This is a genomic window from Geodermatophilus saharensis (assembly GCF_900188205.1).
In the GTDB taxonomy this organism is placed as follows: domain Bacteria; phylum Actinomycetota; class Actinomycetes; order Mycobacteriales; family Geodermatophilaceae; genus Geodermatophilus; species Geodermatophilus saharensis.
In genome coordinates this window covers 392,737-414,793 of sequence record NZ_FZOH01000003.1, presented here as the reverse complement: position 1 = coordinate 414,793, position 22,057 = coordinate 392,737, and the positions used below count along the sequence as shown (strand labels likewise).

Genomic DNA, 22,057 nt, shown 5'->3' with positions numbered 1-22,057 from the left:
GCGAGGTCCCGCGCTCCGTCCTCCGACGGGATCGCCGCCTGTAGGCGTGAGCACGGTCGCACGACGCGGATGACCGCTCCGGGGCACAGTGCGACCCACGTCATGCCCCGTGGGAGCAGCTCGACGGATGTCGCCTCATCGCCGACCTGACCAGGCAGCGCGCCTCGCCGCCGCCGTTCGTGTGCGCGTCCCGGGGCCGACGGATCAGACGGGCGTGCAGGTGCCGTTCTGTCGGTCGACGCGCACGACCCCGTTCGCGAGCGTGAACACGGTGGTGAGGGTGCAGGTCTTGTTCGCGCCGAAGCACGTGAGCGTGGACCGGCTGCGGTCGGTGACGTGGTAGGCCTGGGTGGCATCCGGAGTCAGCAGGTAGTTGATGCTGGTGCGGTTGGACGTCGAATCAGTACACCCCTCCACTCCTGTGTATGTCGTCGTCCCGTTGTTGTGGTAACTCAAGGTCATGCTCCCGGACGGCGTCACCGTGAAGTTCTCGGTGGTCGTGCCTCGTGCACAGAAGGTGGAGCCGTCGCCCTGGGGGAAGCAGGTGTCGTAGTCGAAGCTCGTCGCACCAGAGCTCGCAGGGACAGCGATCGCCGCTGGTGCTCCCAGTGCGACCAGCGCTGCCGTGAAGCCCAGAACGGCAGGCAGTCGGAGGAACCTCATCGGGATGATGCGTCGGCGGCTCATGCCGTCCTCCTGGAGGGTGGGACTGGCAACCCTCCTGCCGGTGACGGCTCATCCGAAGCGGCCCGGGCACCGCCCTTCTCCGACCCAGCAAGCCGTGGCGGACGGTGGGCGCCCCAGCACCCTCGCGGATGGACATCTGTCCTCCGTCACAGCCTCGTCCACTGCCTCCGCAGTCGCGCCGGTGCCTCCACTCCGACCCTCACGGGCGCTCGCGGAACAGGAGGTCGCCGTCTTCATGCGGCCCCGCATGGAAGCGGTCACCCGAGTGTCGCGCCGACAGGAGCGGTCCGGTTCGACGGATGGCTTCAGGCCCGTCCCCACCAGTCGGCCGGGTCGAGCCCGCGGCGGCCGGGCCGGTGCCTGAGCGCGGAGCCGGGATGCGGCCGGCACGCGAGGTCGTCTCCCTGAGACTGCCTCCAGGGACGTGGCGGGCGGCGGTGACCGTCCCCGTCGACGGCCGTGGGGTCAGCAGAGCTCGTCGAGGTACTGCGGCAGCATCCGCTGCCAGGTCTGCCAGTCGTGCGGCCACTCCGGGCCCCAGACGTCGACCCGGTTCGGGACGCCCTTGCCGCCGAGCACGTTGCCGGCGTCCCAGGACGCGTCGACGTCCTCCCACGCCCCCTGGCCGGTGGCGATGACGGCGAACCGGGTGCGCAGCAGGTCGAGCTGATCGCCCTCGAGCCCGGGCAGGAAGTCCAGCGGCGAGGCGAAGAAGAGGTCCGGCGAGGACCGGTGGTCGAGGAACTTCTGGATCCGGTACGTGCCGCTCATGCCCACGGCGGCGCCGAACACGTCCGGGAACCGGCACAGCACGGCCAGCGAGTTGAACGCCCCGATCGAGGCGCCGGTGACGACGATCGGCGTCTCGTCCCCGCCGGAGTCGGCCCGGATCGCCGGCACGACCTCGTGCCGGACGGCGTGGTGGAACTGGTTGAACAGCCACATCCGGTACTCCGGCGAACCCGCCTTCGCCACCATGGCCTGCCCGGGCACGCTGTCGCAGGAGTAGAGCTTGACCCGGCCGCTCTCGACCAGCGGCCAGCAGGCGCCGACCACGCCGTTGCGCTCGATCTCCTCGGCGTCGCCGCCGGCCGTGGGGAAGACCAGGACGGGGGTGCCGTAGTGACCCCACCGGGCCAGACCGATCGGCTGGTCCATCCGCTCGGAGTGCCAGCGGTCGGTCACCTTCACGCCGGGAACCCTCGCACGGCCCCCCACCGGCGACAAACGCGGCGGCGCAGCGGGTTCTGTGCCAACCTGGCCGCACGTCGGCACCGATGGGAGGCGACCGTCGTGGGGCAAGAGGTCGAGGCCCGGACGTTCTCGCGCGCGGACCGCCTGCGCTACCGCGAGAAGCTGCGCCGCTGCCTGGACGTGTTCGGCCGGATGCTCAACGAGTCGAAGTTCGACTTCGAGCGGCCGCTGACGGGCACGGAGATCGAGTTCAACCTGGTCGACGCCCGGCAGGACCCGGCGATGCGCAACGAGGAGGTCCTCGCCGCGATCGCCGACGAGGTCTTCCAGGCCGAGATGGGCCAGTTCAACATCGAGATGAACGTGCGGCCCACGACGCTGGCCGGCACGGCCGCCGCGGACCTCGAGACGGAGCTGCGGGCCAGCCTCAACGCCGCCGAGGAGCGCGCCCGCGCGATCGGGGCGCACATCGTCATGATCGGCACGCTGCCGACCCTGGGGCCCGAGCACGTCAGCGGCGACGCGATCACCGCGCACCCGCGCTACGCGCTGATCAACGAGCAGATCTTCGCCGCGCGGGGCGAGGACCTGCACATCGCCATCTCCGGGCCCGAGCGGCTCGACGTGCACGCCGACACGATCGCGCCGGAGGCCGCCTGCACCAGCACCCAGTTCCACCTGCAGGTCAGCCCCCAGGACTACGCGGCCCACTGGAACGCCGCGCAGTGCATCGCCGGCGTCCAGGTGGCGCTCGGTGCCAACTCGCCGTTCCTGTTCGGCAAGGAGCTGTGGCGGGAGACCCGGATCGCGCTGTTCGAGCAGGCCACCGACACCCGCCCGCTCGAGCTCAAGGAGCAGGGTGTCCGCCCCCGGGTCTGGTTCGGGGAGCGCTTCATCACCTCCGTGTTCGACCACTTCGAGGAGAACGTCCGCTACTTCCCCGCGCTGCTGCCGGTCTGCGACGAGGAGGACCCGGTGGCCGTCCTCGACCGCGGCGACATCCCGCAGCTGTCCGAGCTGCGGATGCACAACGGGACGGTCTACCGCTGGAACCGCCCGGTCTACGACATCCACCGGGGCCGCCCGCACCTGCGGGTCGAGAACCGGGTGCTGCCCGCCGGGCCGACGATCGTCGACGTGTTCGCCAACGGCGCCTTCTACTACGGGCTGCTGCGCACCCTCGCGGCGCAGGACCGGCCGGTGTGGTCGCAGATGTCCTTCGCCACCGCCGAGGAGAACTTCGACGAGGGCGCCCGCAACGGCATCAACGCCCAGCTGTACTGGCCCGGCCTCGGCACGGTGCCGGTGACCGAGCTGGTGCTGCGCAGGCTGCTGCCGATGGCCCAGCAGGGGCTGGCCGAGTGGGGCGTCGACACCGCGGTCAGCGACCGGCTGCTCGGGGCGATCGAGCGCCGCTGCACCGCCTACCGCAACGGCGCGGAATGGCAGGTGGAGGTGTTCCACCGGATCGACGAGCAGCGGCAGCCGCTGGACCGCCGGGACGCGCTGCGGGAGATGCTGCGCCGCTACAGCGACCTCATGCACGCCAACGAGCCGGTCGCGGACTGGCCGCTCGACTGAGGCGATGGAAGCTCTCCCTGCGGCGTCGGGCCCGGAACCGCAGGCAGAGCTTCCTATGACTGCGCGCGACCGAGCCGGTTCTCCTCGTCGCGCGTCCACAGCGCGAGCAGGCCGCGGTAGTGCGCGATGAAGTGGTCGTGCTCGTGCGGGGGGAACGTGGAGCGCACCGTGTCGACGAGCAGCCGGTCGAAGTCGGCGCTCTGGACCCACTCGAGCACGACCGCGTCGAGGTGGGCGAGCCGGCTGGCGCAGAAGTCGGAGTAGGCCTCGACCGAGAAGTACTCGTCGGCCAGGCCGCGGTAGGCCTTGAGCTTCTGGGCGTAGCCCAGGTCGTCGCGGTCGGCGATGTCGAAGTAGCGGCGGGTGTCGAGGTCGTAGCGCGGCCGTCGTCCGGTGGCGGTGCAGTACACCGACCAGCGGACGAGCGCCTTCAGCGCCCACGGGAAGTAGTAGTGCAGGCTGGTCAGCGCGATGTCGGGGCAGGCGTTGGCGTAGTCGATGGGGTGGACGACGCCGTCCTTGATGAGCGTCTCGCAGGAGTTGAACTCCCAGCGGAAGAACGCGTTGACCAGCCGGCCGATGCTGACCGTCTCCTCGCCCGTGGCGGCGTCCAGGAAGCCGTGGGCGACCGAGTACCGGCCGTGCATGGGCTGGTCGGGGTCGAACTTCATCACCATGGTCTCGGGGCCGATGGACAGGCTCCGCGCGAAGACGTCGTACCCGGCGACGGCCTTCTGCAGGTGCATCAGCCGCTGTCCCGAGGCGTCGTAGGCCCGCTGCAGCTCCTCGGCGTTGCGGATCATCGTGACGCCGACCCAGGCGCCCCCGTCGTAGGGCTTCATGAACAGCGGGTAGCCCATCCGCTCCGCGATCGCCGTGAGGTCGAACGGCCGGTTGTACTTCTCCGCCGTGTAGGCGTACTTGGCGTGGTCCGGCGGGTTCTTGTACGGGATGAGCACCGTGTCGGGCACGCGCAGCCCCAGCCGCAGCATGGCGCAGTACGCCGCGTGCTTCTCCATGCTCTGGAAGGTGAAGGGGCTGTTGAGCAGGTAGACGTCGTCCATGAGCGCGGCCTTCTTCAGCCACTCACGGGGGTGGTAGTACCAGTAGGCCAGGCGGTCGATGACCAGGTCGTAGCGCGGCTTGGCGCACAGGTCGAACGGCTCGACGGTGATCCGCTCGACGTCGTAGTGGTGGGCGGCGCCGGTGCCGTCGTGCACGGTGCCGAGGCGGCGCACGATCGCCTCGAAGGCGGTGGGCCAGTCCTCCTCGGTCCCGAGCAGCAGCCCGATGAGGTGCCGGGAGTCGGACATCGACGCTCCTCCAACGGTGGCAGGGCCTCCCGCGCCGCTCCGGTGACCTGGGCGGACGCGGAGGGAGCCTATGACCGGCCGGGGATCCCTGCGAGTTCGCGCCACAGGTGCGCGGCCGCCTCGGCCCCGCGCTGCAGCATGGGCAGCAGCACCCGCTCGTTGGGCGAGTGGATCCGGTCGGTGGGCAGCATCGCGCCGAGGAACAGCAGCGGGGCGCCGAGCCTCTCGACGAGGGCGGCCTCCGGTCCGCTGCCGCCCTCGCGCAGGTGCAGCACCTCGTCGGGATGGCCGTCCCAGGCCCGGGCGATGGCCCGCCGCAGGGCTCCCATGCCGGGCGAGTCGAGGTCGCTGGCGCACGGGGCGACGCCGGCCTTCCCGACCCGCACGTCGGCGGTGATCCCCTCCGGCAGCCGCTGGTCGACCCAGGCGCGGACCTGGTCGGCGACGTCGGCGGGTGCCTGGTCGGCCACCAGCCGGAAGCTGATCTTCGCGTGCGCCTCGGCCGGGACGATCGTCTTGTGCCCCGGGCCGGTGTAGCCGCCCCACACGCCGTTGACCTCGGCGGTGGGCCGGGCGCCGATCCGCTCCAGGGTGCTGAACCCCGCCTCGCCGTGTGCGGCGGAGCCCGCCGCCGGCCCGGCCAGCCACGCCTGCTCGTCGAAGGGCACCCGGCTCATCAGTTCGCGCTCCCGGTCGCCGAGGGGGCGCACCTCCTCGTAGAAGCCGGGCAGCGTGACCCGGCCCTGCTCGTCGTGCAGGCCCGCCAGCAGGGCGGCCATGGCGTGCAACGGGTTGGGGACCGCGCCGCCGAAGGACCCCGAGTGCAGGTCGACCTCGGGGCCGCGCAGGGTGATCTCCGCGCCGGCCAGCCCGCGCAGCGAGACGACGGCGCTGGGCACGTGGGGAGCGGCCATCCCGGTGTCGCTGACGACGACGACGTCGCAGTCCAGCCGGTCCCGCCGCTCGTCCAGCAGGGCGGTGAGGTGCGGCGACCCGGACTCCTCCTCGCCCTCGACCAGCAGCTTGACGGTGACGGCCGGGGTGTCCCGGCCGGTCGCGGCGAGGTGGGCGCGCAGGCCGAGCAGGTGCATGGCGACGTTGCCCTTGTCGTCGCTCGCGCCGCGGGCGTGCAGCTCCGGGCCGTCCGGGCCCTCGACGACCGTCGGCTCGAACGGCGGGTGCACCCACAGCTCGAGCGGGTCCACCGGCTGCACGTCGTGGTGCCCGTAGACGAGCGCGACCGGGGCCCCGGCCTCGCTCGACGGCCACTCGGCGAAGACCGCGGGCGCGCCGGCCGTCGGCCAGACCTCGACCGTCGGGAAGCCGACCCCGCGCAGTGCCTCGGCCAGCCACTCGGCGCTGCGGGCGACGTCGGGGGCGTGCGCGGGATCGGCGGAGATCGACGGGATCCGCAGCCAGGCGTCGAGATCGGCGCGCAGGTCGTCGAGGTGTGCGGTCACGAACTCGCGCTCGGGGTTGGTCACGACCCCCGACCGTAGCCCGCTGCCGAGCACGTCCCGCCGCCGTCCACGGCACCCCGCGACCCCTACGCCAGGGTCGTCGCGCCGCATCTCCGCCTCGCCGCTCTCCACCCGGTACTCGGCAACCTGCCGGCACCGCGCGGGGAGCGGGCACCTGCCGCTGCGTCCGGCCCGGCGGGGTCGAGGTCGTGCAACAGGAGGTCGTGGTGTGGTCGCCACCTCACGGCGCGACTGGCCCGGCCTGCTGTGCCTGCTCACTGCGGAGCGGGACGACGGCCAGGTCTACGACCGCGATCTCAGCGCGATCTCCGTGGAGATCCGAGCGCTTGCGAGGCGGTCCGGGGACGGCAGCGCTCGTCCGACGGTTCCGGGTGAGTTGTGGTCCGTCGACTGGTCCGTCGACCGGAGTGGAGACACGCGTCCCAGCGCTCCGGGCTGCTACACCAGCGGTGATGCTGCGGTGACGTTGGGGTGACATGCCCGGTGAACAGTGTGGGAGTCCCTCGATCAGGGGCGCAGTGCTCGCACGACGACTGCCCAGGTCCTGCACGTGAGGAGTGACTGTCATGCCATCTGTCAACAGCGCCAACCTGACCCTCACCACGGTGGGGCAGAACGTGACGATCAACATCACCTACAACGCGGTCTTCACCGCGTTCGAGCGACAACTGGCCGCTCTCGGTATGACCTTCCACGATCACACCGAGGCGATCGGAGTCGATCCGGCAGGCGGAACGACCGGGACGACCGTGGCGACCCTCCCGACCACCAACTTTGCGGTCACCGCCGGCGCTGGTTCCCTGTCCATCCCCGTCAACAAGTCGGTGAGCAGGACCCGGGCCTCCCTCCAGGAGGACCCTGCGGCCGGTGATGCCGATGAGATCCGGTGCCGGATCCGGATCCACTCCGTCGGGCTCCCACCGGAGTTCACCGCCAACGTGTTCTCGGACCAGGAGGTCTTGTTGGGGTGAGTCGCTGAGCCCGTGGCGATCCCCTGCAGCCGTGGGCGGAGTTGGGAGCACAGGACGCACTCCGGTGTGCAGCGGTGCTCGGCGTGGGTCGGGAGTCCCAGTCCTCCGGGACCCCGACCACCCTCGTCGGGCGCCCCTGCCGCTGTCACCGACGCTCCACCAGGCCCTGCCGGAGCTCCGCGAGGGCCTGCACGAGGCCCACCCGCGGCTCCCAGCCCCACCCCCGCGCGCGGTCGGTGCGCAGCTGCCCGGTCCAGACCGGCTCGTCGGTCCACTCCGGCGTGACGCCCAGCGCGTCGGTGACCGTGCCGAGGTAGTCCCGCCAGGTCGCGGGCTCCCCCGCCACGTTGACCGGGGTCGTGGCGCCGGCCACGGGACCCCGCTCCGGGTCGTCGGCGGTCGCGATCGCGCCCGTGGCGACGTCGGCGACGAAGGCCGCCAGGTCCTCGACGTGCACCCAGGCCCAGGTCTGCGCCGGGTTCGCGCGGCGCGCACCGTCGCGGACCTCCTGCGGCCGCAGCGAGTTCCACACCGACGTCTCGCCGGCGCCCAGGATCGCCGGCGGGCGGACCAGCACGGTCGTGAGCCCGCCGACCTGCGCCAGCGCGGCGTCGGCGGCGTTCTTGGTGTCGGGGTAGTCGCCGCTCCCCTCGGGCAGCAGGGCGCCGTCCTCGGCCACGTCGCCGACGCCGGCCGAGCGGTCGTAGACCCCGGCCGTGGACACGTGCACCAGCCGGGCGACGCCGGCGTCCCGGGCGGCCCGGGCGAGGACCGGCGTGCCCTCGACGGCGACCCGGTGCTGCACCTCCCGGGGCGAGCCCATCGGGTGGACCGTCGTGACCACCGCGTCGGCACCCCGGGTCACCGCGCGGGCGAGGGCCTCGTCGGCGAAGTCACCGACGTGCTCGGTGACCCCGTCGAGCGCCGGTGCGCTGCCGGCGCGGCGGACCACGGCGCGCACCCGCGCCCCCCGCTCGACCAGCGCCCGGCACACCGCGCTGCCGACCAGTCCGTTCGCACCGGTCACCACGACGACGGGAGAGGGGTCGGCCACGCCGTCCACCCTGCCAGCGGCTCCCCGACGGCGCCCCTCGCGGCCCGCCGCCGAGGCCGTCACCGGGACGGGTCGACGATCGTCATGCCGGCCACCGGCGCCCGGTCGAACCCCGGCAGCAGTGCCGCCGCCTCCCCGAGCCCGATGGTGCGTTCCACCAGCCGCTGGGGCTGCAGCGAACCCCGTTCCACGAGCCGCACCATCCCGGGGTAGTCGCCCGCCGCCATCCCGTGGCTGCCCAGGACGTCGAGCTCCCAGCCGATCACCCGCTCCATCGGCACCCGGGGGTGGCCGTCGACGGGAGGCAGCAGCCCGACCTGCACGTGACGACCCCGACGGCGCAGGCTGAGCACCGCAGCGGCGCAGGTCTGCTCGCTGCCGACCGCGTCGACGGCGACGTGGCTCCCGCCACCGGTCAGGTCCGCGACGGCGGCCGGGACGTCGGCGCCGTCGGCCCGGATCACGTGCTCGGCGCCGAGGGCGGAGGCTACGTCGAGGGCCGCGGGGTTCCGGTCCACCGCGACCACCCGGCCGCCCAGCGCCCGGGCGATCATCACGGCGCTCAGCCCCACGCCCCCGGCCCCCACCACGGTGACCCACTCCCCCGCGGTGAGCCGGGCGCGGGCCACCAGGGCGCGGTAGGCCGTGGCGAAGCGGCAGCCGAGGCTCGCCGCGGCGGTGAGGTCGACCTGCTCGGGGACGGCCACCAGGTTCGCGTCGGCGGCGTGCAGGGCCACGTACTCGGCGAAGGACCCCCAGTGGGTGAAGCCCGGCTGCTGCTGGTCGGGACACACCTGGGCCTCACCGGCCCGGCACCACTCGCACCGGCCGCAGCCGCACACGAAGGGGACGGTGACCCGGTCGCCGACCCGCCAGCGGCCGACGTCCGCGCCGACCTCCGCGACCACGCCGGCGAGCTCGTGCCCCGGGACGTGGGGGAACGCGACGTCGTCGTCGTGCCCCGCCCACGCGTGCCAGTCGCTGCGGCACATCCCCGTGGCCACCACCCGCACCACCACCCCGCCGGGCGGTGCCACCGGGTCGGCCACCTCCCGGACCTCGGGCCGGGCCCGGACACCGTCGACGACGAGGGCACGCATCCCGGCATGGTCTCAGCCACCCGCCGGCCGGCCGGGGCGAGGACCACCACCGCCTCCCCGGACCGATCCGTCCGGGCCGACCCCGCGGTCCGGGGCTCCCCGCCGACCTCATCCCCCGGGTGACGGGCCGGCGCCGGAGCGGAGGGCCGGCGGCTGCCGGACCTTCCTGACCCCGCCGGTCACCCGCCGCGGGGCACACGGTCAGGAGCCGGCCCTGCTCGAGTGCCGCCACGCCGTCCTGCGCCGGTGGTCCCTGGCGCCCGCAGGTCCTGCGGCCGGACCGCCGGCGGTCCCGCCTGGTCACGGTGGCCCTCCCGGCCCGGGGCCGGCCCCCGGGTCCCCGGGCGCGGCCTCCTCCCCCAGCAGGACGTGCCGGTCCAGCCGCAGGAGGGTCAGCGCGTGCCGGAGGGCCGGCGACGCCCCGCGCAGGGTGATCCGCCGGCCGTGCCGCACCGCCCGCCGGTACGCGCCGAGCAAGACGCGCACCCCCGCGTCGTCGACGTGGGTGAGCCCGCCCACGTCGACGGTCCAGGTCGGGTGCCGCGCCGTGAGCAGGGCCGAGATCGCGTCGTACAGCAGGTGGGTGGTGCGCACGTCCAGCCGGCCGGTCATCACCAGACGCCCGGTGACCAGGTCGACGTGCACCTCGGAGACCGGCGGGTCGGACGCGGGTCGTGGGCGCGGGTGCGCGGAGGAGGCCGCGGCGGGCGCCCGGCCCCGCGGGCGGCGGGCGGCGGGGCCACGCAGGATCGACCGCAGCGCGTCGCCGGGTGTCGCGTCGGGTTCGGTCGCCACCATCGTCCCCCTCGGTCCGCCGGCGGGACCGGCCCGCGGCGACAGCGTGACAGGGCGTGCGACCCGGGGCCTCCTCCGCTGCGGACGAGGTGTCCGCCCGTGCCGGCGGACTCGGCCCGGTGGCGGCGGGCGCCACCTCGGCCCCCGCGTGGACCCGGGCCGCCGCGGCCCCTCAGCCCGGGTGCTCACCGCGCGGGGTCACCGGCGCCGTCGGCGGCGCGGGGAGCGGTGCCGCCGGTCGCGGCAGCACGGCCGGGTCGGGCGCCGGCCGGGTCTCGTCGGACCACCGGGCACCCGTCCGGGCGCGGAACGCCTCGACGGCGGCGTCGACGGTGGGGAAGAAGTGCTGCGGCTCGATGGCGCGGTCGAGCCCGTACCGGTCGATCTTGGCGCGCACCGGGTCCTTGAGCTCGGCGAAGACCAGGTCCTGACCGCGGGCGTCGAGCAGGCGGTCGAGGTCGAACAGCACGTCGGCGGCGGTGGTGTCGACGTCGGTGACCGGCTCGGCGGCGACGACGATCCAGCGGGGCGGCGGCTCGGTCCGGGCCAGCGCCACGACGGCGTCGCGGAAGGTCTTCGCGTTGGCGAAGAACAGCGGCGCGTCAAACCGGACGATGACCAGCCCGGGGAGCAGCTGCGCCGCCGGGTACGAGCGGACGTCGTGGTACCCGGGCACGCCGTCCACCCGGCCGAGCGTCGTCTGGTACGGCCGCCAGGCGTGGCGGAAGACGTTGAGGATCGACAGGCCGACCGCGATCCCGATACCCGGCAGCACGCCGAGCAGCGCGACGCCGGCGAACGCGGCGAGCGACAGGCCGAACTCCACCCTGCGCTGGTGCCACAGCCGGACCACGGCCGGCAGGTCGGCCAGCGAGAGGGCGGCGGTGACGACGACCGCGGCCAGGGCGGCGTCGGGGAGGTCCCGGAACAGCCCGGGGAGCAGCAGGATCATCAGCAGGATGAGCACGGCCCCGGTGACCCCGGTCAGCTGCGAGCGGGCACCGGCGCGCTCGGCCACCGCCGTCCGGGACGCGCTGGTGCTGACCGGGAACCCCTGGAAGAGGCCCGCGGCGACGTTCGCCACCCCGATCCCGGCCATCTCCTGGTTGCCCCGGACCTCCTGCCCCGTGCGCTCGGCGAACGCCGACGCGGTGGAGACGGTGTCGGCCAGCGCGACCAGCGCGATGGCCAGCGCTCCGCCGGCGAGCGGGGCGAGGTCGGACCAGCCGACGCTGGGGAGGGTCAGCGGCGGGAAGCCCCGGGGCAGCTCCCCCACCAGGCCGACCCCGCGGTCGCCCAGGTCGAACAAGGTCGTGGCCGCGATCGCCAGGACGACCATGACCAGCACCGACGGCACCTTGGGCAGCCAGCGCTGCAGCGCGAGGACCAGCACGACGCCGCCGATCCCGACCGCCGCCGCCGCCGGCACGACCTCCCCGCCGGCGACGCCCTGCACGGAGCCGGCGACCTCCCCGACCAGGCCGTCGGCGTCGACGGAGAAGCCGAGCAGCTCGGGCAGCTGGCCGACCAGGATGGTGAGGGCGAGCCCGTTGAGGTAGCCCACCATCGTGGGCTTGGACAGCAGGTCGGCCACGAAGCCGAGGCCCGCCCACCCGGCCACCACCATGACGACCCCGACCAGCAGCGCGAGCACCGAGGCCAGCGCGACCGCCCGCCCGGGATCGCCGCCGGCCACCACGAGCGGCAGCACGGTCGCCGCGATCACCGGCCCGAGGGAGGAGTCCGGCCCGAGCACCAGGATCCGCGACGGGCCGAACACCGCGTAGCCGAGCAGGCAGGTGATCGACGTGTACAGGCCGGTGATCGGCGGCAGGCCGGCGAGATCGGCGTAGGCCATGCCCTGGGGCACGAGCAGCGCGGTGAGCACCACCCCGGCCCCGACGTCCCGGCCCAGCCACCGCCGGTCGTACCCGCGCAGCGCCCGGACCCCGGGCGGCACCAGGCGCACGGCCCGGCTCACCGGGGACGGGGACCCGCGCCGCCCGGCGGGTCCGGCCGGACCTCGCGCCGGGCGCGGTAGGTCTCGCGCAGCCGCTTCTCCACGAGGATCGGGACGAACGCCTGCACCCGGGCGCCCGCGGAGGTCCTCAGCACCTGCGTCGCCAGCGAGCGGACATCGTGCCGGTCCACTCCGTACTCGGCGTACAGCCGTCCGGCGCGCAGCTCGACGACGGGGTCAGCCACCGGTACCAGGCCGCCGACCGGGTCCTCGTCCTCGGCGGCGGCCACCGCGGCGGTCACGGTCATCCGGGGCCTCCTCGTCACTGCGTTCTCCGGAGCCGCCCCCAGTGTGGCGGCGGCCCGCCCTCATCCGTGCCGGACGAGGGCCGGCCGGGCCTGGCGGTCCCGGCAACGGCCCCGTACAGGGCCCGGTCGGCCCGCCCGAGGTCGCCGAGCACGGCATCATCCGGACGTGGACCCCGAGCAGCTGCTGCGGACGGCGGCCGACCGGCTGGAGGCGCTGGCCGCGCGGACGACGCCCGGTGACTGGCGGACCACCGGCCTGCTGGCGACCCGCCCCGAGGTGGTCGCGCACGCCCCCGACGGCGGCACGGAGCACGTGGCCGAGGCGCGAGCGGGGACCAGCGCGTGGATCGCCGCCGTCTCCCCCGCCCTGGCCGCGCCGCTGGCGGGCTGGCTGCGCGCCGCGGCGGCGCACCGGCCGGTCGACCCGGCGGCCGCGGCGTTCGCCGCGGCGCTGCTCGCGCGGCTGCCCTGACCGCCCGCGCTCACCCGGGGGTCGGCGAGCGCTCCTCGGCGAGCCGGGAGGCGAACAGCGGCGGCAGGTAGCGCAGCATCAGCGACGACCAGACCACGTGGGTGAGCACCGGTGCCTGGATGCCCCCGGTGATCCGGCGCTGCTGGGCGAAGAGCAGCCCCATCGGCACGCTCGCCAGCACCAGCGCCGGGTTGCGGGTGGCGACGGTGGCCAGGCCGTAGACGGCGGTCGAGACGAGCACCGGGCGCTCGGCGCCGGCCGCCGCGTACAGCGCGCCGCGGAAGAACACCTCCTCCGCGACGCCGTTGGCCAGCGTGGTGGTGAGCACCAGCGGGGCCGACCCCTGGTCGGCGTAGCGCAGCACCGAGCCGATCGCCCGCTCCAGGACCGGGATCCGCCGGGCGACCAGCGCCGCGGCGTAGAAGGCCCCGAAGGCGCCGGCCCCCGACACGACCGGCGTGAGCACCGGCCGGCGCAACCGGTCGCCGCGCCCGAACATCCGCCCCAGGTGCAGCGGCCCGGACGCCAGCCCCCCGACCACCCAGGTGCCGGCGACCCCGAGGGTCAGCCCGTAGAACCGCGGTGACCCCGGCGGCGTCGACAGCGACACCCCCAGGAGCGACGCGCCGGCCACCGCGACGGCGCCGGTGACCCGCCGGCGGCGCCGGAAGGCGTCGTCGCTCTCCCAGTGGTCGCGCGGCACGCTGCGCAGCAGTGGCCCGGCCACCCGCTCGACCCGGGCGCGCAGCGCCTGGCCCGCACTCCGCCGGGTCATCGCCGCGCTCCCCGGCTCAGCCACCCTCCGCGCCGCTCGCCGACCTGCCGCCGGCGTTCCCGCGCCCGCTCGACCAGGGCCGCCACCACCATCTCGTCGTAGTCGAGTGGGTCGAAGGGGACCACCGAGCGGACGGCGTCGTCGGTGACGACCACCTCGTTGGTCATGGAGTCGATGAGCGACCGTCCGGTGGCCACGTCGACGTCGGTGACCAAGGCCAGCCAGCGCGAGGACAGCTGCGGGCTGAGCAGCGGCACGGGGACGACGAACAGGTGCCGGTTCTGGATGTCGGCGACCCGGGTCAGCATCTGCAGGTAGGTGAGCACCTCCGGGCCGCCGACCTCGAACACCCGGCCCTCGGCCTGCGGTGCGTCGAGGACACCGACCAGGTACCGGACGACGTCGGCGACGGCGATCGGCTGCGTCCGCGTGCTGACCCAGCGGGGGGTGACCATGGCCGGCAGGTGCGCCACGAGCTGGCGGGTCATCTCCCACGACACCCCGCCGTGGCCGACGACGATGCCCGCCCGCAGCACCGTCACCGGCACGCCGGTGCCGCCCAGGAGCCGCTCGACCTCGCGGCGGCTGCGCAGGTGCCGGGACAGCCGGTCGCCGTCCCGGCCGAGGCCGCCCAGGTAGACGATCCGGTCGACGCCGGCCGCGGCGGCGGCCCGGGCGAAGGCGCGGGCCGCGTCGGCGTCCTTGCGCTCGAAGTCCGCGTCGCCGAGGGAGTGCACCAGGTAGTAGGCGGCCTCGCAGCCCTCGAGCGCCTCCCGCAGCGACGCCTCGTCCCCGACGTCGCCGGCCACGGGGCGCCCGGCCCCCCGGTATCGCTCCGGCCGCCGGGTCATCGCGCGGACCTCGTGGCCGGCCTCCTCGAGCGCGGGGGCCAGCCGGCTGCCCACGAACCCCGACGCGCCGGTGACCAGGACCCTCACCGGCACAGCCTGACCCGGGCGGGCCGCGGGCGCGACCCGTCGGCCCGGCGGTCAGTCCGACCAGACCGGTGGCCGCCGGGCGAGGAAGGCGGCCGGCCCCTCGCGGAAGTCCGCAGTCGCGCCGAGAGCCACCGCCTCCTCCCGCTCGATGGCCAGGCCCTCCTCGAAGGGCAGGTCGATGCCCTCGGTGATGCAGCGCCGGATCGCCGCCAGCGCCCGCGCGGGTTTACGGGCCAGCCCCTCGGCGTAGCCCTGCACCTCCTCGCGGAGCCGCTCGTCGGCCACCACGACGTCCACGAGGCCGATGGCGAGGGCCTCCTCGGCGCCGAGCAGGGTGCCGTCGTAGAGGAAGCGCAGCGCCCGCGGCCGGCCCAGCAGGCGGGCCAGCGCCTGCGTCGCGCCGACCGGCGGGATGAACCCGATGGCGATCTCCGGCTGCCCGAGCCGGGCGGTGCGCGCGGCGAAGCGGACGTCGCAGTGCAGCACCATCTCCAGACCGCCCCCGACCGCGGTGCCGTGCACGGCCGCCAGCAGCGGTTTCGGCGACGCGCGCATCCTGCGCACCAGGTCGTGGCAGACGTCCACCCAGCGGCGCACGTCCCCGTCGTCCATGGCGGCGAGGACCCGCAGGTCCGCGCCCACGCTGAAGTGGGAGTCGAGGGCGCTGGCGACCACCACCACGCGGACGGCGGGGTCGGCGAGGTGCTGCTCCAGCGCCTCCGGGACCTCCCGGAGCATCTCCCAGTGGAAGGCGTTGACCGGCGGGCGGTCGTACTCGATCCACCCCACCCGGTCGCGCACCGTGACCCGCAGGAAGTCGGCCATGGGCCATCCTGGCACCGCGCCGTCCCGCGCCCCCGGCGTCGGGTCGGCTCCCCGCGCCGGCTCGACCGCACGGTGCGCCGGGGCCAGGATGGGCGGGACGGAGGGGGTGGCGTCGTGACCGATGAGCAGCCGGTCGAGCCGAGCGAGGTCTACCGGGCGGACGGGAGCCGGGTGCCCGACCGGCGTCCCGGGCGCGGGACGCTGCCGGTCGCGGTGCGGTCCCTGCTGCCGGCCCTGATCCGCAGCACGACCGCCGGGCCGCTGGTCGCCGCCTCCGCGCTCGCGGTCGCGGCGGCGGTCACCGCCCGGGCCGCCGAGGTGGCGCGCCAGGTGGTGGAGCAGGCGGCCCGGGAGGCGGCCACCCGTCCCACCGGGCCGTGGATCGAGGTGTCGGTCACCCGGATCGAGGTGCGCTGGCCGCGCTGAGCCGCGACGGCGCGCACGCCCCAGCGTCCCCGCGACGACCGCAGGAGGGGACGCCGGCGCTCAGGGCCAGGGCCCGTCCCGGGAGTCTCGTTTGTCCTTGCGCCTGACACTAAAGGCGGCCTCAGGGACGCTCACCAAGCCGAGACACTTCGGCAGCAGTCACGAGAGCGCGTCCGTGACAGCGAGGTGACGAGCTCGTGACGAGGTTCGCGGAGCATCCCTCTCAGCCGCCTGCGCGAGCCGCTGACACTCATCCGGGCGGGTTCGCTGCTGGCAAGGTTGGAGAGGGTAGAGCTGTGGAGACAGCGAAGCTGGTTGTTTCAATCCTTGCAGTCGTCCTCGCGCTCGCGTCGTTTGTGGTGGCCCAGCACTCCGCCGCCAAGGCTCGTCGAGCCGAGGACGTGCGCAATCTGCTTGGAGACAAGGAGACGGTCGCGTTTGGGGCTCTCAAGGTATTGCGCGACGGCCTCCCTCCCCAGCGCAAGTCGCGAGAACTGCTGATCGGAGCAATCTTGCAAGCCTGCATATTTGAGCGCTCCGACAGGGCCCGAGCGCTCCTCTACCGGGTGATGGAACGGGAGCGCGTACGTTACGGCAGCGAGTTTCGGGCCGCGTACCAAAGGGTCGAGGAGACCTTTACTTCCATGTCCGCGTACGGCTTCACTCCCGAAGAACTCGACCTCAGGCGTGGAACGAAGTACCTGAACGTCGTCAAGAAGGTGCTTGATGCATCCTTCGAGACAGAGACAGAAGAGGGGATGACCGGACACCGGCTCCAAGTAGGCGGTTGACGTCGTTTCGAATGACCCACCCAGGTCCAAGATCTCGTTCGTCTGGGAACTGACGTGTGGCGTTCGGATGCGGACGTGGCCCGTGGCCGATGATTGAAGCGGGTGAGTTCCGCGATCCCGATGCCGATTTGGTCGCCTGACACTCCGGCCACTCAGCGAGTCAACCCCTAGTCACGGAGTCTTGATATGACAGGAGACATCCCGGAGGAATCAAGACCTCAACGCGGGCTTCCCCCATGGCTCGAAGGCGCGGTAGGCGTCCTAGCAGTAGTTGGCATACCACTCTATGCAATGCTTGCGGTAGCTTATTATGCGTTCTACGGCACACTCGGTATATCGCCAACGGACGTGGGACTTGACTACATCACTACCTTGTCGAGCTCGGTCGGAGCCCTAATCTTTCTGGCCGCACTTATCATCTACACTCTGGTAGTGGCGACCTTGCCTGCTCTATTGCTAAATAGGGGACTTGCACGTTTGCGCAACCGTGAGGATATAACTAAGCGGCAAAGGCGCCAGCTGATGCTCATCCTTGGCGGCATAATCGTGTCCTATCTACTCGTGACATGGTTCTTGGCGTTCATGGCCCACAGTCAAGCCAAGAGAGTTGCGAGTGGTTACGCTGTACCCGGACTGAGCGTCTTCGGCATTCCGCTATTGTCTATCGGCGCCAACGACGCGCACGTCGCGTGGGTTCCGGGCAAGGAGCCAATTGATGGGCCTGGCAACCTAACCCACCATCTGCTCTATCTTGGCGGCTCGGATGGTACGGAGGTGTTCTACGACACGGACGAGTCCACCGTGCTTCGACTTCCTGCAAGCTCCATCTCGGTAGAAGTGGTTCCATGAGGGGAAGGCGTCCGCGACGTAGCTACGTAGCAGATCCTCACCGGGGGCTTGTATTCCACGACAGACGAGACTCGATGAGGTGCTTTGTCGTATGATTCTTCTTCCGCGACCCATTCTGACCTCCGTGACGCGGCGGTCCTTTCCACATCCGGGCAGGGGCGAATGTCAGGCTTGGATTCGACGCCCGCGCGACCGTCCGTCAGTACTCACCGGGCGTCCCATTCTTGCGCTCGGCAAGGAAAGGAGCAAGAGCCACGAGGCACGCAGGAGTCGTACGGCGACCTTCAGTGCCGCGTGTCTCTAGGTGGGCCGCTCAGGGACAGTGGCCGGGCTCGCCGTGAGGACGGTCCATCGGACAGCTCAGTCTGCGGCCTCAGTGCCTAGAGGCTCGACACACGTCCCCTCGTAGGGGTGGCGCCGGGCAACGGCCGAGGGACAGTGCGGTGGACACCGGCTCAGAAGGCGCGCGCCACGATGACGACGAGAATCAACGCTGTGAGGGCCGCGAAGGCGAGAGCAGCGGCAAGCGCGACAGGGTGCCGGATCCCGGCGCGGGACTCCCCGGGCGCGTGGTCGCGGACGCGGTTGTGTCGGTCCAGGACGAGGGCCACGACTCCCACCGGCACAGCCGCGGTCAGCAAGCCGATGCCGATCCATGCAGTCGTCGACTGCCGTTCGACGTCCCAGTACATGCCGCTGTCCGGCGCTGCCGCGGCGATGAGGTAGAGAAGTCCGAAGAGAAGCAGGACCCAGCTCAGGCCGGCAACAGCCCGCGGGATGTCCTCACGTCCCCTCACGGCCTGTCTCATGGCCGCCGTCCTCACCACTCAGCACACCCGATGCTGGACCGCTGACGCTATCCCCTCATGCACGCCTGGTGAAGCTCGGCCTCGCCTGGACACGCCTGCAGCGCTCCCCACGCCACCTGGCAGCCATCGGAGAAGGTCGACCGACACACGTGCGAGCAGCGAGGACGTCATGCGACGTCACCAGGCCTACGTCCGCTCTGCAGCCATCGAGCTACGCCGTCCCTGACTGGGCCGCTGTGAGACAGGCGGACGGGTGCCACGGAGGAGCTACAACGCCCTCGAACTCGACCCGGGCGTTCCCGCGGGAACGCCGTCAAGGGCACAGCGTTGCGTTCCGTTCCCGCGGGAACGCCTCCGTACCGGGTCTCGCTGAGTAGGCCGCCCGGAGCCAGGGACCGGTGCCCGCGTCGTGGGCGCCCCCTGCAACACCCGGCTCCCCGGGGAGCGGCGAACGGCACGGCGCCATCGCCAACGGGTGGACCCTGCGCTGCGACACTCCTGCAGATGACGCCCCCGATCGGCTCCGAAGCGCAGCGCCGCAATCCGGCACTCGAGCCGCTGGCGCCGCTCCTGGGCGACTGGCGCACGACGGCGACGCATCCGCAGGTGCCGGGGACGACCTTCCACGGCCGCACGTCGTTCGCCTGGCACGAGGGCGGCGCCTTCGTGGTGATGCGCTCGGAGATCGACGAGCCGGAGATCCCCAGCGCCGTGGCGGTGATCGGCTCGGACGACGCCGCCGGCACCTTCACGATGCTCTACTTCGACGAGCGGGGCGTCTCCCGCCGGTACACCGTCGAGGCCGGCGACGGCGAGGTGTCGTGGCACCGCGACGAGGCGGGGTTCGCCCAGCGCATGGTCCTCACCCTCGCCGGCGACGGCAGCCGACTGGACGGGAGAGGGACCATGTCGCACGACGGCGGCCCCTGGGAAGACGACCTGCAGCTGTCCTACGAGCGCATCGACTCGTAGACGACCTCACGACCAGCGCCGGCGGCGGCCCGTGGACTGCGCCGTGAGGCTGGAGTGGCGTCCCGGAGCGGGCCGCTCGAGGTCGCTCGGCGGCCAGGATCCCCGACGCCCTCAGCGAGGTGCCGACGTGCCGGACGGCTCCTCAGGATTGTCATGGGGCGGTGTTGCAGGGGCTGGAGTCGGGTCACGCCACGCACGTGATCCCAGGACGGGCCCTAGCCGGACCCCGGACCGCCGTCGGGCCGGGCCTGCGGCCGGACCGCGTGCCGCTGCGAGTCCTCGGTGAGATAGCTGCGGACCAGCTGCTCGGCGGTCGAGGAGGTGGCGGAGAAGCCGGTGACCGCCGACACGAAGTCGGGGCCGCTGAGCGCGGCCAGCTCGGTGTCCTCGAGGGCGCGCACGGTGGCCGTCCGCGGGACCGCGCGCAGGAGCGCGATCTCGCCGAACGCCTCACCGGGGCCCAGCCGGCGGATCTCCCGCCCGTCGTCCAGCACGGCCACCGAACCCGAGGCGACCACGTAGAAGTCGTCGCCGGGGTCGCCCTGCCGGAACACGTCGGTCCCCGCCGCCACCCGGGACCGGCGCAGGCGCAGCGCCAGGCTCTCGATGGCCGGCACCGGCAGCAGCCGGAGCATGCGGACCCGCCGGAGCAGCACGATCCGGTCCTTCCGGACCCCGATCTCGGCGTCGATCGCCCGCAGTGCCGCCCAGCGCGCCGCGACGGCCACCGGGAGGACGCCGCCGGTGACGGCGAGCGCACCGGCGTCGCCCAGCGCCGAGACGAGCAGGGGGACCACCAGCGAGCCGAGCGCCAGCGCCAGCGCGAACACCGCCTCGGTCAGGGCGAGGACCCGCGCCAGCGTCTCGTCGGGGACCAGCCGCTGCAGCAGCGTGAAGCCCGTGACGTCGACCAGCGCGTTGGCGGCACCGACGAGCAGGAACGCGCCGACCGCGACCCAGCTGCCCGTGAGCAACCCGACGACGACGAGCGGCGCCCCCCAGAGCGCGACCCCCACGCCGAACAGCGTCCCCAGCCGGGAACTCCCGGCCGCGCCGATCGACGCCATCGCCGCCACCAGCCCGCCCACCCCGAACGCCCCCCACAGCAGCCCGACCCCCGGGCGGCCCAGGTCCGTGACGTCCACCGCGACCACCACGGCCAGCACCGTCAGGGCGCCGCGGACCACGCACTGCACGCCGCCCAGGACGATCACCTCCGCGGCGCGGCGGCTCCGGCGCAGCTCGCGCAGGCCCTCGGCGACGTCCACGAGCACCCGCGTCCGCCCGGCCCGCGAGCCGGCGGCCGCCGGTCGCGGCGACCCGGGGCGCAGGCCGGCGACGAGGACGCCGGCGATGCCCGCGAGCAGGGCCACCACGCCGAAGGCGGCGGCCGCACTGGCCCCGGCGAGCAGCGCCGCCGCGGCGAGCGGGCCGACCAGCGCCGCCACGCCGTCCAGGACGGACCGGACCGCGTTGACCCCGGCCAGGTCCTCCGGTGTCGTGCACAGCGCGGGGAACAGGGCGCCGAGCACCGGCCGGTACGCGGCGTGGCAGACCGTGGACGCGGTGAGCAGCGCGTACACCACCACCGGGTGCCCGCTGGCGGCCGCGACCCCGGCCCCCGCCGCGGTGACCGCCCGGAGCCCGCACGTGACCACGAGCAGCCGGCGGCGGTCGACCCGGTCGGCCAGCGCGCCCAGCCAGGGCAGCGCGACCGTCGCGGGCAGCACCCGCAGGAACCCGATGACGCCGACGCCGACCGCGCCGTCGGTGTCGAACGCGTACACCGTCATCGCCGTGAGGAACAGGAACTCGCCCGTCCACGCCGACAACGACGACAGCTGGGCCAGTCGGAGGTCGCGGTTGCGGGCCACCGATGCCAACGCCACGCGGTAGGCACCGGGCACGGCGCGGACGCTAGCAGCGGCGAGGCGTTCCACGGGTGCCTCCGGGCCACCCACCGGGATGCCGGCCGGCCCCGGCTGCGGCGTCGCGGACGGGCCGCCCGCGCTCCGCGCCGCGCTAGGGTCCGGCATGGCGACCAGCCGTGCGCTGCTCCTGATCGCCGACATCGGCGGCTACACCCAGTACATGCAGTTCCACCGCAGCGTCCTCGGGCACGCCGAGGCGGCCACGCGGCGGATGCTCGACAGGGTCGTCGGGGCGGCGCGGGACTTCGACCTGATCGAGATCGAGGGCGACGCGGCGTTCCTCTCGCGGGACGCCGAGAACCTGGACGGGCCGGCAGCGCTGTCCGCCGTCGCCCGCGCGGTCGTCGCCATGCACCGCGCCTTCCACGTCGAGCGCCGCTTCGTCGAGCTCAACATGTGTCCCTGCGGGAGCTGCACGCGGACCAGCGACCTGACGCTGAAGTTCGTCGCGCACGTCGGGGAGGTCGCGACCCAGACGATCAGGCGCCGGAGGAAGCTCGTCGGCGTGGACGTCATCTACGTCCACCGCCTGCTCAAGAACGCCGTCGACGTCCCCGAGTACCTCCTCGTCTCCGACGACCTCTTCCGCCACGGCGGTGCCGCCTCCTCCGGGGTGGTCATGCAGGAGCTCACCCAGGACCTCGAGGGGATCGGGCGGGTGCAGACGTTCTTCACCAGCGTCGAGGACATGGCCGCGCCGCTCCCGCCCCTGCCGGACCCCTCGTGGCCGCAGCGCATCGGCAGCACCCTCGGGATGGTCGGCCGCGGCCTCCCGCACGTCCTCCCCCGCCGGCGGCTCCGGACGCTCGCCGCGGCCGGCTGAGA

General features: G+C 73.4%; 22 protein-coding genes. 8 read left to right on the top strand and 14 right to left on the bottom strand.

Annotated elements, in window-relative coordinates; all coding sequences use genetic code 11:
* Window positions 1-204 precede the first annotated feature (204 nt).
* Both CHC04_RS09910 and CHC04_RS09905 read right to left on the bottom strand, forming a co-directional pair.
* Window positions 205-687, bottom strand: a complete 483-nt coding sequence (locus CHC04_RS09910; RefSeq protein ID WP_089403737.1) for a hypothetical protein — start codon at window positions 685-687, stop codon at window positions 205-207.
* A 465-nt stretch (window positions 688-1,152) separates the two neighbouring features.
* On the bottom strand, window positions 1,153-1,878 hold the full coding sequence (locus CHC04_RS09905; RefSeq protein WP_089403736.1) for an esterase family protein: 726 nt from the start codon (window positions 1,876-1,878) through the stop codon (window positions 1,153-1,155).
* A gap of 102 nt (window positions 1,879-1,980) precedes the next feature.
* Here CHC04_RS09905 and CHC04_RS09900 point away from each other — a divergent pair, with 102 nt between their 5' ends.
* Window positions 1,981-3,462, top strand: a complete 1,482-nt coding sequence (locus CHC04_RS09900; protein ID WP_089403735.1) for a glutamate-cysteine ligase family protein — start codon at window positions 1,981-1,983, stop codon at window positions 3,460-3,462.
* A gap of 53 nt (window positions 3,463-3,515) precedes the next feature.
* Here the strand turns inward: CHC04_RS09900 and CHC04_RS09895 are convergent, their stop codons facing one another.
* Both CHC04_RS09895 and CHC04_RS09890 read right to left on the bottom strand, forming a co-directional pair.
* The gene (locus CHC04_RS09895; protein WP_089403734.1) at window positions 3,516-4,775 is read right to left on the bottom strand and encodes an ATP-grasp domain-containing protein; all 1,260 of its coding nucleotides are present in this window, start codon (window positions 4,773-4,775) and stop codon (window positions 3,516-3,518) included.
* Window positions 4,776-4,843: 68 nt separating this feature from the next.
* Window positions 4,844-6,259, bottom strand: a complete 1,416-nt coding sequence (locus CHC04_RS09890; RefSeq protein ID WP_245817093.1) for a M20/M25/M40 family metallo-hydrolase — start codon at window positions 6,257-6,259, stop codon at window positions 4,844-4,846.
* A gap of 563 nt (window positions 6,260-6,822) precedes the next feature.
* Between CHC04_RS09890 and CHC04_RS09880 the strand changes: the two genes are divergently transcribed.
* Window positions 6,823-7,227, top strand: coding sequence for a hypothetical protein (locus tag CHC04_RS09880; RefSeq protein ID WP_089403732.1), 405 nt, complete (start codon window positions 6,823-6,825; stop codon window positions 7,225-7,227).
* Window positions 7,228-7,372: 145 nt separating this feature from the next.
* Here the strand turns inward: CHC04_RS09880 and CHC04_RS09875 are convergent, their stop codons facing one another.
* The 5 genes from CHC04_RS09875 to CHC04_RS09855 form a co-directional block, all read right to left on the bottom strand.
* A complete protein-coding gene (locus tag CHC04_RS09875) occupies window positions 7,373-8,281 on the bottom strand; it encodes an NAD-dependent epimerase/dehydratase family protein (RefSeq protein WP_089404023.1) in 909 nt (302 codons plus the stop codon).
* 59 nt (window positions 8,282-8,340) lie between these two features.
* A complete protein-coding gene (locus CHC04_RS09870) occupies window positions 8,341-9,381 on the bottom strand; it encodes an alcohol dehydrogenase catalytic domain-containing protein (protein WP_089403731.1) in 1,041 nt (346 codons plus the stop codon).
* A gap of 300 nt (window positions 9,382-9,681) precedes the next feature.
* Complete coding sequence (locus tag CHC04_RS09865; RefSeq protein ID WP_217897280.1) at window positions 9,682-10,176, bottom strand: STAS domain-containing protein; 495 nt, start codon at window positions 10,174-10,176, stop codon at window positions 9,682-9,684.
* 172 nt (window positions 10,177-10,348) lie between these two features.
* On the bottom strand, window positions 10,349-12,145 hold the full coding sequence (locus tag CHC04_RS09860; protein ID WP_089404022.1) for a SulP family inorganic anion transporter: 1,797 nt from the start codon (window positions 12,143-12,145) through the stop codon (window positions 10,349-10,351).
* A gap of 8 nt (window positions 12,146-12,153) precedes the next feature.
* On the bottom strand, window positions 12,154-12,444 hold the full coding sequence (locus tag CHC04_RS09855; protein ID WP_089403729.1) for a three-helix bundle dimerization domain-containing protein: 291 nt from the start codon (window positions 12,442-12,444) through the stop codon (window positions 12,154-12,156).
* Between the two features lie 166 nt (window positions 12,445-12,610).
* Here CHC04_RS09855 and CHC04_RS09850 point away from each other — a divergent pair, with 166 nt between their 5' ends.
* Entirely contained in the window at window positions 12,611-12,916 is a 306-nt protein-coding gene (locus CHC04_RS09850) for a hypothetical protein (protein WP_089403728.1), read from the top strand.
* A gap of 10 nt (window positions 12,917-12,926) precedes the next feature.
* Here the strand turns inward: CHC04_RS09850 and CHC04_RS09845 are convergent, their stop codons facing one another.
* From CHC04_RS09845 to CHC04_RS09835, 3 genes are read right to left on the bottom strand one after another with little or no spacing between them, the layout of a single operon-like run.
* The gene (locus CHC04_RS09845; protein ID WP_089403727.1) at window positions 12,927-13,691 is read right to left on the bottom strand and encodes a CPBP family intramembrane glutamic endopeptidase; all 765 of its coding nucleotides are present in this window, start codon (window positions 13,689-13,691) and stop codon (window positions 12,927-12,929) included.
* A complete protein-coding gene (locus tag CHC04_RS09840) occupies window positions 13,688-14,629 on the bottom strand; it encodes an NAD(P)H-binding protein (protein ID WP_089404021.1) in 942 nt (313 codons plus the stop codon). Before CHC04_RS09840 ends, CHC04_RS09845 begins: the two co-directional genes overlap by 4 nt.
* 51 nt (window positions 14,630-14,680) lie before the next feature.
* On the bottom strand, window positions 14,681-15,454 hold the full coding sequence (locus CHC04_RS09835) for an enoyl-CoA hydratase/isomerase family protein (protein WP_089403726.1): 774 nt from the start codon (window positions 15,452-15,454) through the stop codon (window positions 14,681-14,683).
* 114 nt (window positions 15,455-15,568) lie between these two features.
* On the opposite strand from CHC04_RS09835, the gene CHC04_RS09830 reads away from it, so the two are divergent.
* The 3 genes from CHC04_RS09830 to CHC04_RS23540 all read left to right on the top strand — a co-directional run bounded on the left by CHC04_RS09830 (window position 15,569) and on the right by CHC04_RS23540 (window position 17,520).
* Complete coding sequence (locus CHC04_RS09830) at window positions 15,569-15,880, top strand: hypothetical protein (protein WP_089403725.1); 312 nt, start codon at window positions 15,569-15,571, stop codon at window positions 15,878-15,880.
* A gap of 197 nt (window positions 15,881-16,077) precedes the next feature.
* Complete coding sequence (locus tag CHC04_RS09825) at window positions 16,078-16,671, top strand: hypothetical protein (protein ID WP_141233754.1); 594 nt, start codon at window positions 16,078-16,080, stop codon at window positions 16,669-16,671.
* A 432-nt stretch (window positions 16,672-17,103) separates the two neighbouring features.
* Window positions 17,104-17,520, top strand: a complete 417-nt coding sequence (locus CHC04_RS23540; RefSeq protein ID WP_141233753.1) for a hypothetical protein — start codon at window positions 17,104-17,106, stop codon at window positions 17,518-17,520.
* Between the two features lie 455 nt (window positions 17,521-17,975).
* On the opposite strand, the gene CHC04_RS09820 is transcribed toward CHC04_RS23540, so the two are convergent.
* The gene (locus CHC04_RS09820; protein WP_089403723.1) at window positions 17,976-18,329 is read right to left on the bottom strand and encodes a hypothetical protein; all 354 of its coding nucleotides are present in this window, start codon (window positions 18,327-18,329) and stop codon (window positions 17,976-17,978) included.
* A 504-nt stretch (window positions 18,330-18,833) separates the two neighbouring features.
* Between CHC04_RS09820 and CHC04_RS09815 the strand changes: the two genes are divergently transcribed.
* Window positions 18,834-19,301 carry a hypothetical protein gene (locus CHC04_RS09815; protein WP_089403722.1) on the top strand — a complete coding sequence of 156 codons (468 nt, stop codon included), beginning with the start codon at window positions 18,834-18,836 and terminating at the stop codon, window positions 19,299-19,301.
* 215 nt (window positions 19,302-19,516) lie between these two features.
* On the opposite strand, the gene CHC04_RS09810 is transcribed toward CHC04_RS09815, so the two are convergent.
* Window positions 19,517-21,208 (bottom strand): MFS transporter, encoded by a 1,692-nt coding sequence (locus CHC04_RS09810; protein WP_176449925.1) that lies wholly within the window; start codon window positions 21,206-21,208, stop codon window positions 19,517-19,519.
* A gap of 127 nt (window positions 21,209-21,335) precedes the next feature.
* On the opposite strand from CHC04_RS09810, the gene CHC04_RS09805 reads away from it, so the two are divergent.
* On the top strand, window positions 21,336-22,055 hold the full coding sequence (locus CHC04_RS09805; protein WP_089404020.1) for a DUF2652 domain-containing protein: 720 nt from the start codon (window positions 21,336-21,338) through the stop codon (window positions 22,053-22,055).
* Window positions 22,056-22,057: the final 2 nt, after the last annotated feature.